At 53.0% G+C, this 13,222-nt stretch carries 9 protein-coding genes and 2 pseudogenes; 2 read left to right on the forward strand and 9 right to left on the reverse strand.

Annotation, left to right across the window (positions count from 1 at the left end; translation table 11 throughout):
• Positions 1 to 4 precede the first annotated feature (4 nt).
• The 6 genes and pseudogenes from ACR0NW_RS09900 to ACR0NW_RS09925 all read right to left on the reverse strand — a co-directional run.
• Positions 5 to 574: a tyrosine-type recombinase/integrase gene (locus ACR0NW_RS09900; RefSeq protein ID WP_480791585.1), complete on the reverse strand. Its 570-nt coding sequence runs from the start codon at positions 572 to 574 to the stop codon at positions 5 to 7.
• A gap of 290 nt (positions 575 to 864) precedes the next feature.
• The gene (locus ACR0NW_RS09905; RefSeq protein ID WP_480791586.1) at positions 865 to 2,400 is read right to left on the reverse strand and encodes a pentapeptide repeat-containing protein; all 1,536 of its coding nucleotides are present in this window, start codon (positions 2,398 to 2,400) and stop codon (positions 865 to 867) included.
• 397 nt (positions 2,401 to 2,797) lie between these two features.
• Positions 2,798 to 3,106, reverse strand: a complete 309-nt coding sequence (locus ACR0NW_RS09910) for a hypothetical protein (protein WP_480791587.1) — start codon at positions 3,104 to 3,106, stop codon at positions 2,798 to 2,800.
• Between the two features lie 510 nt (positions 3,107 to 3,616).
• Positions 3,617 to 4,612 (reverse strand): endonuclease/exonuclease/phosphatase family protein, encoded by a 996-nt coding sequence (locus ACR0NW_RS09915; protein ID WP_480791866.1) that lies wholly within the window; start codon positions 4,610 to 4,612, stop codon positions 3,617 to 3,619.
• Between the two features lie 368 nt (positions 4,613 to 4,980).
• The gene (locus ACR0NW_RS09920; RefSeq protein WP_480791588.1) at positions 4,981 to 5,853 is read right to left on the reverse strand and encodes a hypothetical protein; all 873 of its coding nucleotides are present in this window, start codon (positions 5,851 to 5,853) and stop codon (positions 4,981 to 4,983) included.
• Positions 5,854 to 6,388: 535 nt separating this feature from the next.
• Positions 6,389 to 6,481: pseudogene (locus ACR0NW_RS09925) on the reverse strand (acyl-CoA transferase); the annotation flags it as partial.
• A gap of 91 nt (positions 6,482 to 6,572) precedes the next feature.
• On the opposite strand from ACR0NW_RS09925, the gene ACR0NW_RS09930 reads away from it, so the two are divergent.
• The gene (locus ACR0NW_RS09930; protein ID WP_480791589.1) at positions 6,573 to 7,682 is read left to right on the forward strand and encodes a hypothetical protein; all 1,110 of its coding nucleotides are present in this window, start codon (positions 6,573 to 6,575) and stop codon (positions 7,680 to 7,682) included.
• Positions 7,683 to 7,955: 273 nt separating this feature from the next.
• Here ACR0NW_RS09930 and trhA read toward each other — a convergent pair whose 3' ends face one another.
• On the reverse strand, positions 7,956 to 8,603 hold the full coding sequence (gene trhA, locus ACR0NW_RS09935) for a PAQR family membrane homeostasis protein TrhA (RefSeq protein ID WP_480791590.1): 648 nt from the start codon (positions 8,601 to 8,603) through the stop codon (positions 7,956 to 7,958).
• Positions 8,604 to 8,979: 376 nt separating this feature from the next.
• Between trhA and ACR0NW_RS09940 the strand changes: the two genes are divergently transcribed.
• Positions 8,980 to 9,261 (forward strand): HlyU family transcriptional regulator, encoded by a 282-nt coding sequence (locus ACR0NW_RS09940; RefSeq protein WP_480791591.1) that lies wholly within the window; start codon positions 8,980 to 8,982, stop codon positions 9,259 to 9,261.
• Positions 9,262 to 9,431: 170 nt separating this feature from the next.
• On the opposite strand, the pseudogene ACR0NW_RS09945 reads toward ACR0NW_RS09940, so the two are convergent.
• Positions 9,432 to 10,151, reverse strand: a pseudogene (locus tag ACR0NW_RS09945) (IS6 family transposase).
• A gap of 55 nt (positions 10,152 to 10,206) precedes the next feature.
• Positions 10,207 to 12,423 (reverse strand): VWA domain-containing protein, encoded by a 2,217-nt coding sequence (locus tag ACR0NW_RS09950; RefSeq protein ID WP_480791592.1) that lies wholly within the window; start codon positions 12,421 to 12,423, stop codon positions 10,207 to 10,209.
• Positions 12,424 to 13,222: the final 799 nt, after the last annotated feature.

A 13,222-nucleotide genomic window follows, 5' to 3' on the forward strand; every position in this document is an offset into this window, starting at 1 on the left:
GGCGCTATATCTCAATGGCTTCGGCGATAGCCAAGGCATCTTCGAGTTCGACGCCGAGATACCGGACTGTACTGTCCATCTTGGTATGGCCTAGCAAGAGCTGGACCGCTCTGAGGTTGCCAGTTTTCTTGTAGATTTGGGTGACTTTCGTGCGCCTCATTGAATGGGTTCCATATGCGCTTGCTTCAAGGCCGATAGATGTAACCCAGTCTCGAACAATTCGCGCATATTGACGCGTCGAGATATGCAACCTTTCGTGGAATCTGCCAGGCCAAAGGTATTCTGAACCGACCATGAGTTCATCTTCCATCCATTTCTCAACAGAGGCACGAGTGCCCTCGGATATCTCGAAGCGCACAGGTTTCTGCGTCTTGCTCTGCAGTACTGAAGCGCGTTCCTTGATCTGACCCGATGACATGATATCGACAACCTTCATCTTCACCAGATCACAGCCGCGAAGCTTGCTGTCGATTGCCATGTTGAAAAGCGCAAGATCGCGATGGTTGTCGGCAAGCTCGAGGCGAACTCGGATCGCCCAGACATGTTTTGGTTTCAGCGGGCGTTTTTGACCCACGATACGGCCTTTGTTCCAGGCTTGGCGAAGCGCGCGAATGGCAGGTAAGTTTGGTGTTTCCGTGACTGATCCTCCGATCCGCCATGCCCACCCACAACGACAACCCGACGTTGACGCGGTCCAATATCACAGGATGCTGCGCTGCCTCCGAGGTCGGCTGTGAGCCCAAAGTTTCCAATGCTGCACCATGCACGAATGTCCGGTCTTGCTTCGCAGTTCGGCCAAAATGATTGTTTCAGCACCGAAAAACTGACTTAGATAGTTCCGGCGCGCAGCCCTTCGCGAAATGATTAATTCTGCCCCGCATCGAGCGCGTCTGTCGCACCTTCGACTTCGGCGAGTGGGGGCTTCCATTCACAACCAGGATCAGGGGCAATGGGGTCGACATCGCTCCATTCCTCAGGAAGTGCGTCACGTGCATTGATAAATACATCCACACCAATTGGTTTTGCTTGTAGCCAGCCGAGCCAACGACCGTAGAATTCTATGTCTGGCAGCACGATGTCCAGCCGCGATTGGCATTGATCACCCAGTTTAATGCGGAGGGCATCTGTCATGGCTACGGATCCATCCAGAAAGGCATTTCGAAAATCCATACGCCCGTCGAAAACGACTTCGGTCATTTCCACAAACCTCAGCGCGCCGCCTTTGTTTGCGCTCGCGCTGAGGTTTGTGTGTTTTAGAATGCTCTTTCTGTCTTTTGTTCCTGTCAAGTAGGAGTAGCTAAGGTCTGCCCCCTCCAACTGCGCTCCGCTAAGGTCTGCCCCCTCCATCTGTGCTAAGGTCAGATGGGAACCGCTCAGGAACGCGTTGGGCATGATGGCGTTGCGCAGGTCGGGTTTGTTGGCGCCCACGTCGTTCCAGTTGGGTTTTTGCAAGTCGCCGCGGGCAGCGGAGCGGCGGACGTTCCACTCTCGGGTGAATGCGCGTTCCTGTTTTTCGTCAAGGTCGTCGCGTTTGCAGGGCGCGGCTTCGCGTATGCACCAGGACGCGAAATAGTCTTTTTGCGCCTCTGCATAGGGGAGCCAGCCTTGGGGGCGCCGGACGAGCTGTTCTCCGGTCAGGTTGAGGGGGGCGAGAGTTAGGATGCGGCCCGTTGGGTCGAGGGCGGAGACACGCGCATCGATTGCGGCGATGCGGTCCCTGTGGGGTGCGAGGATTGGGAAAACGTCCGACAGGCGGGTAAGTTCGCCTTCGGTGCGGATGTAACTGATAAGGACAAGGGGAAAGCAAAGGAAGACGAGGCTAAGAAGGCCCGGGGCGACGCGGAAGATGTGGCCGGAGTTTCGGATGTCTTTGTTTTTCATGCGACGTCGGAGCATTAGAAAACTGGTAAGTCCGGTGAAGCCCATGGTGAACAGACTGAGGGCGGCCGCCAGCGTCAGCCCAAAGGTGCGCGCGGGCATGGAGAGCCACATTGCGGTGCTTTCCAGCACTCGGTGGGTTGTTGGGGACCAGAACTCTTTGCGGCGGTGGGCGCGCATGTGGAGGGCCGCATCGGTGACAAGCCAGGGGGTGATGACGTCTCCGAGTGGGCGGTTGTCAATCCGGGCTGGAGCGGTTGAAAGCGCATCCCAGAGGCGCACGAGATAGAGATGGAAGTAGCTGTAGATGGCGGCGATCAGGAGGGGCGCGGCGATGAAGAAGGCGCGGGTGGGGACCTCGACATTGACCAAAGGCAGGGTGGTGGCGCGGTCGACGCCGTAGAAGTCGATGTGTTCAATGCTCATCAGGGTGATGCCGACGAAGACGAGGGCGGCGAGGAGGACGAACCAGGTGTTCCGGGCGTTGTTTGTCAGGGCGTTTATGCGCTCGATATCGGTCAAGTTTGAAGGCCTTGGGTTGTAATGCATCTAACTTCGCGTCGGTTGGTTCGCTTGGCAAGGTTTGTGCTACAAACAAAAACGACCGGTGTTTTGCCCAGCAAACTGAAAGCCGACATTGGCGCAGCCGTAGCAAAAGTCGGCAAAGTCCGCGAAGCAGACATTGGAGGGAGTTGCGACGAATGACCGCTCTGGGCGGACAGACCAGCCTTTTACTCACGCAGCTACTGCTGACGCAGAAAAACATCGCGGGCGCGGCGTAGTTCTCGCTGTGAAGCAGCATGGGGCGTCAGAGCGGTCATTTAACGCCACTCTGTGGAGTTAAACTCGAACCGCCCCTTCGCTGCGCGTGAATTCGACTATCGAGGAGCGGACAAAGCAGACCAATTCACTAAGACGCCTAATCCACTTTTTTGATAAGCCTGTCCTCTAGGTGTCTGATAATTTTGGAGCCAAGTGTTCCTGCAAACCGTGGATCGTGATTGTTCATAATCTGGTAAAGCACGGAGTATTCGGCGGGTGGAGTGGGGCTAGAAATGTCGCCCCGCCTCAGGGAAGCCGCAACTTCCTCATACCCCTTGAGAAGCGCAGCCATAGCCAAAGAACTTTGGCTGACCTCATCGCATATTTTTTCAAGTGTTTGGTCATCCGCTTCGATCACAGCCCGCGCGTTGGTATTCGGATCATGCATCGTTATGGATCGCAGCATTCTTTTTGTCTCCAGACTCACTGAGCAACTCAAAGTCATTGAAACCTAGCCAATTATACTTCGCAACTGGTCAGGAGAAGAAGTTATTAAGGGCTCGCTGCCAGAATTCGCCGCTTGCGATCCAAACCTCTGCTTCAGACTTCCTAATGATCGCACGTCGTGCAAGACGGCACAAAATTAAAGGGTTAGCCTAACCTTTAGAGGTCTGATTCCATCACGCCCGCACCAAGGGGCTTGCCGCATGGGCATTAGGCGGCTCAGAGCCCTTACCGGCCGTTGCTCTAGTTTTACGGGCTCGCAAATGCAGCAGGATCGTCCGGCCCATAGCCGACATCCAACACATCTGTCCAATGCTGCGCCGGCAGTCTACTTTCCGGACATTCATCGCGGATGCAGAACACTTTGCTTGGCGACATGGAAATTCATCTCGGTTTGTTACCGCTATGGCCTCTGCGAAAGGCAACGGATTTGGTTGGTTACTTCAAACCGGGCCAAGCTAAACTCTAATTGTTATATCTCCAGCCAGATTGGACGATGGTCGCTTGCCCTTTGGGTGCGGTTGACCCCGCTTCCTTCTAGCTCACTCTCAAATTCGGAATGCGCGATACCCGCATCTTGAACATCATCATACAAACCGGGCGAAACCGCAAAGTGATCCAACAATAGGGGGCGATCTTGTATCCCATCTACAAAATCGTCAAAGCGTGAGGTAAACAAGGCATTTGCTGGCACCCTTTCCAATACTGGATGACGAAAAATCAAGTCGGGGTAGAACGTACTTCCTAGCACGATATCTGCCACATTGTGGGTAAGATACTGTCGTTCGAAGAAGTCTGGGCCAGGACCATCGTTCCAATCGCCCGTCACAATGATACGCTCTGATGGCTCATTCTGAACCAATTGATCAAGGTACGTTCTGAGGCGGAAACCCTCAGCAGAAATACGGCGTCGTGCCTTCATCGCAGAGGCGATAAACTCGTGGCGACGTGCAGGATTATTGAATAGGCTTTCGCCGTTATGAACATATTTTGACTTGGTATGTAGGTTGACAATCCGAATAGGATCACCAGCAACTGGATTGATGTCGACAACCATAGGTGCTCGCGTAAAATCATAGGGCTGCAAAAGCAGATCCCCGTCGACGTCCGCCTGCCACACGTCTTCTAACTCATGCGTCAAGGCGTCGGTTGCATGATCAAAATCAGCAACAGCACCTCCTATTTTTTTGAGCACGTATAGCTTTTGCGAACCACCAGCTTTTCCAATCAGCGCCTCGTAAAGCGGGTCGCCGTTGTCAGAAAGAAAATCAGAGATGAATAAGCTCATTTCCTGGATGGCGCTTGGTCCTTCTTGGATGCACAAGATATCCGGATCGATTGCCGTGACTATGTTGGCAACTCTTTGAGCTACGATCCGTGCATCTGGCGCATCCATTGAGTTGCTACCCCAGGCAGGATTGTGATTACCGGAAAACCAGCGGTTCATCCATTCGATATTCCAGTTCATAATTTTCACAGCGGTCTCCTTAATAGAATTTAAAAAAATATACTTTTGAAACGTGCAGATGAGCCGTGCAGAAGTCTACAGTTTTTTCTGAACCTCGGCCATACCTGCCATTGGTCGGAGCCAGTTATCGCTGCGTTGCGGCCCGTCAAAGGAGATTTTCGCTGCAACCACGAGATTTGGTCGCCGACGAACTGACGCCCTGCGGACAAAGCGGTCGTTCGCTCAATGTCCACATTGCGTGAAGTATTTTGATTGAAGGAGCAAAGAGACATTGACGCTTTACGCATCTTCCATCCATTGGAAGCATGCGCGAAGCCTTGCCAGTTCTTTGTGTAATAGTCTTGAAACGAATGCATTTGGAGCATGTGTCAAGCTTCTGCCAAAACCTTATCAGCGGCCCTCTTTAGAACTTCTCCTATTAATGGAAGGAAGTATAACACTTCAATTGTTATCAGAAAAACCGCAAAATGAAACAAACCTAACCTATATTGACTCTCAAAGTGCGACGTTAACGATACGCAAGCCATAAGTATCACAATAGCCGCGGGCAGAAATTTCGTGTAAATTCGATTTACTGTCTCAAATGCTGCTTGGTGAAATTGGTCGAGGACTTCTTTTGCCGGCTGGTCAGATTTACTAAGCGTAATTAACTCAGCGTTAGTAAATCCTGCAACAAAGCAATCATTGGTATCCCAATAGCTTTTGTCGGCATCAACGCAAAAACGAAAATACCTAGGTTGCGCCGAAGTAGATTCTCCGTCTTTGTTGTCTTCCAAGTACTCATTGAATTGCTCAGAAAACGCATCAAATTGGCCATCAATTTCAAAAAGGATAGTTTCGTTTTTTGCTACTTCTCCCAATGTGTGTGCTAGGATGAGAGCCAAAATGAACGCTGCCGAAGAAAACAGAAAAGCCGACAGAGGAACCAGAAAGCTACGACGAACCGACTTAAGGTCAAACATAGCCATCTTCTTAAATGAGATGAAGTATAGAGGGAGTGCAGATGATAGTGCAAGGATCAGGACATTTGCAGCCAGTGGATGTACAAAAAAGGGAACAACTGATGCTAGGAGCCTTGTGACAACCGTAAGAAATTCTGTCCATCCAACGATCATCGCATGAAATATTCGTAAAAGCTCGTATCGCTTAAGTTCAAGTAGTGGACCAATCAACGAAAGAAGCGCCATCGCCGCAACAACGCCTCTCGCCCACCAAAACTGTTTTAGAAATTTCTGTGCCATGAATCCGATATGAAAAAAATTTCTAGAAGAACACTGGAACCAATTCACATCCGGCGCAATGCAGAAGATCAGAAAACAGTTGTGAAATGGGTACCAAAGCTCTCAGAACGAGCCGCCGGATTCAGCGGGTTGTTCTTCAATGGATGGCACACAATTGTGTTTTCGGGAGCTAGTGTGACAAGAGGAGAGCGTGGTGTTGATCCGCATCCGACTATTCCACTCATAGCCTCTTGCCGCCCAGGCAGTTGGCAGTCTTGAGGTGCATTGGGCTCCAAGAGTTTCGGAAAACCTGACATTCGTTGCGGATTGACGAACGAGTACGATGGGCTCTTATGTCCAATTGAGATGACGAGAGCGCGGCGCTGACGCACAAACTTGATGGCAATGCTGCAATGCTATGTGAAATTGCTGAACGACCATGCTCTGCGCTTTAGAATGCCGCTCAGCACTTACTCTCTACGAACAATGGCCGAGTACCCAGCGCAAATACATCGCTTAGCGCGGCACTTCAGGCATATCGGTCTCGATGGAGAGGCTCGGGCAACACCTCGCCGCGCAGGGCTGTGGCGGGCGGCACCGAGAGCCGTGCGTGCCGCGCGGCAAGAATGGTTTCACGAGAAGTGAGCATCTGAATCTTGTCTGGATCGTCAAAAAGAAAGAGTATTCACGACACCCGTGGCACCGCAACGAATGCGGGACAGCCGAGATAGAGTATTTTGATGTCAAACTCTGATGCATCCCCCGCGCCCACAACAAGCCCGGCGAAATTCTTTCTCCGAGTGTTTCAGGCATCTGTATTGCCCGCCTTACTGTACTTTCTCGCGGCCTTTGTGCTTGGCTGGGCTATGGGCGGACCAGATACGGTCGACGGGAGCAGCGTCCTCTCTTTCCGGTGTGCCCCAATAACGGCATCAAACGTAGCCATTGGCGCAATCATCTATTTGGCGTTCTTGCTGATGCTATTCCTGCTTTCATCGTTGGCCCCCAAACCGGAAGCCTTGCTAACCCGAATAACACAGAGGCGAGGGATCTTTGTGGGTTTGATCGCGCTTGTCGGCACGGCCGCTGTTGTATGGGGACTCTTTTTGGCAGCCTTCTTGGGGACAGGTTGCAATTCGCTCCTTCAAGACCTTTCGACAATCGCATTGGTTGGAGTTCTGACCGGTGGTTTTCTTCAGTTGATGTCTGCGGCGGTCAAGCCGAATCCGCACAGCGAACGTGAGAAGCGAATGCTTGCGAAACAGCAGGAAATTGCGCGGAAAAGAGCGGTCGAGTTGGGCGTTGATCCCGACGAGGCGGCCGCGGAAACAGAAAAAATCTGGAACGAAACAGGTAAGGGAATCGGACGGATAATGGAGACGGCGCACGGCTTTGTCGCCGCGATTTCCGGCAGCGGAGCACATGGCGGCCTGCTCTTCGTATTTGGCGCTTCGTTCTTCATTGGATTAGGCTTTGGAGTTAGCGGACCGACCTTGTCAGTTCTATATTTGATTCCACTTCTATTGGGGCTTGCAGATGCAGCGACCCTGCTTACATTCCACGCTCTCCTGCGCCGCGTAGGCGAAAGCAAGCAGCTTGCGTGGGCAGCAGGTGTTTCACTTCCAATTGCTATGGTCGGCATGGTCTACAAAGCGATACTGATCGTCGCGGGTGCCGCTGCGCTCGACTATGCTGACGGGCCAGAAATATTTTGGACGGTGTACGTCGAGGCAACACAAGCAGCACCTTTCGGAAGCGGATTGACAGTGACTGTCATACTGCTCGCAAGTGTGGCGTGGCCGTTACTCCTGTTGGCTGGCCCTGCCGGTCGAGAGTTTTCGCGGGGATAATAGGCACCAAGTGGCTATTGCCTCCCCACCACCCACTTCGCCACGATCAACCCCGGTACGCAGTCATGCGCCTGCTCTGCGTTGCGCCGATCCGACAGATTGTTGTAAAAAGCTGCCGTTCGCCGCGTTGCCGAAAATTAGAAGTGTGGGCTCAATGCATCCGTTCTCTGCGGTGAGACATAACAGATCCTATGAGCCCAGAGCATATCTATTATTCCACTGCAATATCCAACATACCGATTGCGAAGCAGTTATTCCCTGCCTCTACAAAATCTACCATTGAGTGGATAGGGCTATCCATATCCCCGCAAACATCAGCGCTCCGCCAATATTTACCCATGCATGCCAAACAGCATACCGGTAAGGCACAGTTTTTTGGGCATAAAACACTGTTCCAATGACGTAGGCGGCGGAGCCAGCCAAAATGCACCACAATGTTGTGATAGGTACATTCGTGAGGTCAGGAAGGGCACTCAACCCAATTGCGCCTAGTCCAAGGTAGGATGCAGTTGACCATTGTGACTTGACCGTTTCGTTCGTGATCTTGTTCCAGACGGCCACGGCTGTCAGCCCCCAACAAATCCACAGCAAGGCCATCGTCCATGTCGTGCCTGCCAAGACGAAAAAAGGTGTGAAGGTACCCGAAATGCTGGGGTAGATCGCAGCGTGATCAATGCGCCGCATCAGTTTGCGCCCGTGGTGCCACGTGGAAAAGTGATAGGCGACGGATGCTAGATTGGAGGACAGCGTACAAAGTACGTAAACCACGACCGCAAGAACCAGTTTCGGTTCGAGGCCGAGGATTGATTTATAAAGAAGTAGTCCGCCGGCCATCAGGATCGCTACCAGCCCGATCGCATGGACGGCAATGTCGGCATGGCGATGCGATTGGACAGGGCTTGGATATGTCGTTTCCGTCATTTTGGTTCCGGGCAAAGATTTGTCTGGCGCTACATCCAGACATGCGGAGTGTCCATACTTCCGGCGCGTCAGATCTCGGTGCTACGACAGATTTCCTCTCCACCTGCTAACTCGCCTTTTTTTTCAATATGTCCAACGTCCGGTATGTGGTTGCAAACGCAGAAGCCAAACGACGATCTCAAAGTCGGCTTTGGGCCGGTTCGTACAAGGGATAATGGTGCGGAGGACCGAGCTTTCACCGCGAATCGGGACGTTTAGATCGTGCACGGAGCGTGCTATTGGATAGACGACCGGTGATCTGATTTCGCCACCCGCTTCACCCCGGCCCTCTGCAGCGTTAGTCTCCGGTCCGAGCAAACATTGAAAGGAGCCGCCCATGTCCCTCTTCTCAAAACTCTTCGGTGGCGGCGAAAAGTCTGAGCCGGAGCCGGTCGCTTATAAAGGGTTCGACATCTTCCCTGAACTGATTGCCGAGGGTGGCAAGTATCGTCTGTCGGCGCGTATCGAAAAGACCATCGACGGAGATCGCAAGACACATACGGTAATTCGGGCGGATGTTTTTGAAAGCCGGGACCAGGCCGAAAGCTTCAGTGTCGCCAAGGGGAAGCAGATTATTGACGAACAGGGCGATCGCCTCTTCGATTCAGGAATCCGGTAGCTTTTAGCTCGCACTGCGATCGACGGATGCCACGTCAATGGCCTTTTGCGAGCCACATCTGAGCAAGCTCCAAAACTGTGCGACACATCCCATTAGGGTAAATTCGGGGAGCCCAATGGTTCTGTCGCAAAGTTTCTGACTGAACGAAGAGTTGACACCGAACCCGCGGCTTATGCCGCTAGTTCTGCAAATTGACGAAACGGACAGATTTCGGGCGTGAGTTGACCTTTGCGGATCATGTGCGCCACTTAGATTCCGTCCAGTGTAGCCGCTGCTCAAGCGAGGGCCTTGAACCCTAGCATCGGTCGAGTGCGTTTTTTGATGAACCGGTGGTCCTGTTCCACGAAGTTATTAAGGTAATTCCGCCTGACCATCTCGATCGGGATCGGGCAACCAAAGCCTTTCAACATCTTTTTTATGGCTTTGATACCCGCCGTGTTAGCGCTGCTTTTGTCGATGACAATCTTTCTCGGAAGCCCGTCGGCCTCCAGCGTCAGGGCAAAGAATTTGGTGGCAGCGGGTTTGTTTCGACGGTGCGAAAGCATGATATCAAACGTCTTGCCGAGCTTGTCGACAGCTCGAAAGAGATAGACTCAGTTACCTTTCACCTTGATGTAAGTCTCGTCCATTCTCCAGGAGCGGTCGCAAGCTCCCTTTCGATGACGCGCTACTTCGGCGATTGCACTAGCGTACTTTGTCACCCAGCGGTTACGCGTCGTATGATCTAGCGAAACGCCGCGCTCCGCCATGATTTCTTCAAGATCACGGTACGACACGCCGTATCGGACTTAGAAGAAGACAGCAAAGAGGATCACGTCTTTCGGATACTGTGCGCCTTTGAAAGAGATTATAAACAGACTTTCGACTTCAATATTTCGAAATCCACTCATTCGAAGCACTTATGTGCGTCAACAGTCAAAGATCTGCAACAGATCCGATTTGATCTCATCGCACAACGAACAGAAGATTATTCAGCCGCATCACTTCGTCGTTCAATTGCAGGATGAGATCGCGCGCACCCTCTCTTGCGTCCTTCGATACCGCGTAGGACAGCTCGACGCGACCGCCGAGCCTGCGTTCCGAATATCGAATTCCCTCTAAAGAAACATCGACACCTTGTCCGAGCGATATTTGCAACGCGCTCTTGCGTGGTTGGATGCCGAAGACGGCCAGCACTATCTTGCCGGTGCCGCCAGGCAGCGCCTTTTGCTGATCTCGCGGGTGCAGGGGTCTAAGCCTCTTGCGTTCTCCCTTGCGGTCATCTTCGGTGAAGTCAAAGGAACGTGTTGTCCAAACCTCGAAAGGCAGGCGGCTCTTGGCTTGTTCCTCGTAGTTCTTCGTCAATTCGCCAAGGTCGGTACCACTCTCATAATGCGCATTGGGAGCCGGTCTTGACCGCTCAACGATCAGAAACTGGGCATCAAGCCGCGTCTTGCCACGCTTACGGTCATCATCCAGCGGGCGGTCCAGACCGAATTCCCCAAGATCGAGAAGTCCACTGTATATGCCGTCGCCAGCATGGAAATCGCCCCCGCTTTGCCCGTCATCGTACAGTTCGATCCAGCCCATGCTATCCCCAGCCCGGAAGATATGCAGCCGTGCGGTTATGTCGGTCAGTGGGTATCGATAGATGGCGCTGGCCTCCACCCTGACCGTGCCGGCCGGCGCATCCTGGCGCGTCGCCTTGAGTGTTGCATGCAAGTCAGGATTGAGAACATAGGCGGTCAGTTCGAACGGGCGGTTGCTCGGGATGACGAAATCGGAGTCCCGCGTTCCCTTCAGACGATAGGTCCAGACCCCCTCTTCGGGTTTTTCAACCTTGATCCCGTTGAAGCGTCCGCGAACAGCAATGCTGTCGGCGGTGCCCAGTGTTGGATTCCCGGAGGGGTCGATGAGCTCCAATTCGAAACTCGCGGCAGTTCCGCCTTCGAGAAAGCTGTAGAACTGAAGATCACGACTACGCGGAGGGACCGTAAACCGCCCCTCGTAAACTTCGCGCCGATCAACCAGCCCTTTCTTGAGCAATCGCTCCTTCAGCGAGTGGACCGGTGTATAGCCGCGAATCTCGCTGAATTCTCGTGCCATCCCGATCTTCAGTTCAAATGCTTCTTCTCTTTCAGAAACGACAGTCGAGCCGCCTGAGGTGTCCGTCGCGATTTGATCCATGGTTGCCGCGTCGGCGTCACCGAAGGAAAAGGTGTTGATGCGAATGCCCATCATGTTGGCGCGGTCCACCTGATCCCAAAGGCTAGCGCCGGTGGTCTGTTTGCCGTCCGACATCAGCACGATATTCGCGCCGTTGACACCCGCCTCGGTATGCTCGTCCACAAGCTCGTCAATTGCGGTTTCAAGAGCGAGCGCAATGTCGGTCAACCCTTGAGCGGGGCGGAAATTTGCTTGTGACAAAGCATTGTTGGGATCGTAGGCCGCGTATTCGAAAAGCTCCTCGATATTTGCGTTGTAGAGATAGGTGCCAACAAAATCGGTTGGCCGCGAACTGTGATAGAGATAAAGCCCAGCCTCCTGCACATATTGGCTTGCCGGCACACCATCAGTTTGCACGCTCATGCTGCCGGAGCGGTCGAGCAGAAGGACCGTGCCGGGGGGCTCCGCGTCGTCGCCGATGAACACAATATCAGGCGCAGGCATTGTCGAGAAATCCATAGCCGGAAAGTTACCGGTGATATGCACACCCGACAGGCTGGCATGTTCGGATGGCATAAAGCTCCATTCGTCCTGCGCGAATGGCATTGTATGCACGCTATGCGCCCGATCAGGTCCGTCATTGTCTGGATCTGCATCATTCAGAAGATCCGGCGTCAACACTTCACCGGTGACGGCAGAGCCGCCAGGAGGGGTGTATTCGACGGTGATTGACGCGTTGCTTTCATCGACGAAGACATGCGGGAAATTGGAGGACATCACAGTATTCGGATCACCGGTCGTAACGCCAACGGGAAAGATGTCGCCCCCGTCTATTCGCCCCCGGTAGTAATTTGCGGATATGTCTCGAGCGTAGCGATCGGGAAGCCTGTGAAAGTAATGTCCGAACTCATGATGAAGTACGTCATGAATGCACTTGCGCTCAGCACTTTGGAGGTCGATTGCGATGGCGGTATCTTTCCATCCGCCGCTGGTCGTGAACGAACTTGACGTGTTCATGTTCCAGCGGACATCCGCACTATCCCATGACCGCCCTTCGTCAGCGACGTAAACCCGGCGCAGATAGTTCGCGCCCTCTGTCGACTGGAAAATCCATTCAGCAAAGCGTGTGATGTCCTCGGTGACTTTTTCACGACCGGTGCAACTGGCCGCATCACCCGGGCATTGGCCGGGGCTGTCAGGTGCGCCAATTGCCGTCCGGGCGTCATTTGTAAATTCGCAGCTCGATCCGCCGGGGACCGAAGCGACCGATGAAACAGTGTCATCTATGTCCAGCGGAGTCGCTGCGCCGCTATCGTCGTAAGAAACCCAAAGAGTGATGCCACCGTCAGCACCTACGGATGCCGCGTTGGACTGGCTGGCGAATACAATAGATGCTGAAATCGTCAAAGTTAGCAGTTCTAGGCGCATAATGCGGCCCCCCTTGGTCTAGTGAGAGGCAGTGACGCGCGCATAAATTAGTTCAAATAGGTTCAGCTGCGCCACAACCGACGCGTTATATTCTTCCAGATACTACCTGAAAAGCTGCTCCTTTCCCACTATCATGAAGTCCGCGTCCTATAAGATATTGTCGCACGGATCGTCTTCCCGGTTTAGCTCTGGTGCTATCCTTTTCGTGAGTTGCCGTGGATGCCATACAAGTTCAATGATGCTCGTCGCGACAAGTTTCCCAAGGCAAAGTACCGTGTCACGAATTGCTCGGATTACAACGAAAGTCTCCGGCGTCGAGGTAACGTGACGATCTGGATTTCCGAAGATGTTGTGCAGGGTTCTGTCGCGAACTTTTTTTGGTTGGCAG

Source organism: Ruegeria sp. CF5 (assembly GCF_056537325.1).

Coding starts and splice junctions, on each gene's coding strand:
- ACR0NW_RS09915 (WP_480791866.1), bottom strand. CDS start 4,612: ATGAACTGGAATATCGAATGGATGAACCGCTGGTTTTCCGGTAATCAC.
- ACR0NW_RS09930 (WP_480791589.1), top strand. CDS start 6,573: ATGTCAAACTCTGATGCATCCCCCGCGCCCACAACAAGCCCGGCGAAA.
- ACR0NW_RS09920 (WP_480791588.1), bottom strand. CDS start 5,853: ATGGCACAGAAATTTCTAAAACAGTTTTGGTGGGCGAGAGGCGTTGTT.
- trhA (WP_480791590.1), bottom strand. CDS start 8,603: ATGACGGAAACGACATATCCAAGCCCTGTCCAATCGCATCGCCATGCC.
- ACR0NW_RS09950 (WP_480791592.1), bottom strand. CDS start 12,423: ATGAACACGTCAAGTTCGTTCACGACCAGCGGCGGATGGAAAGATACC.
- ACR0NW_RS09910 (WP_480791587.1), bottom strand. CDS start 3,106: ATGCTGCGATCCATAACGATGCATGATCCGAATACCAACGCGCGGGCT.
- ACR0NW_RS09940 (WP_480791591.1), top strand. CDS start 8,980: ATGTCCCTCTTCTCAAAACTCTTCGGTGGCGGCGAAAAGTCTGAGCCG.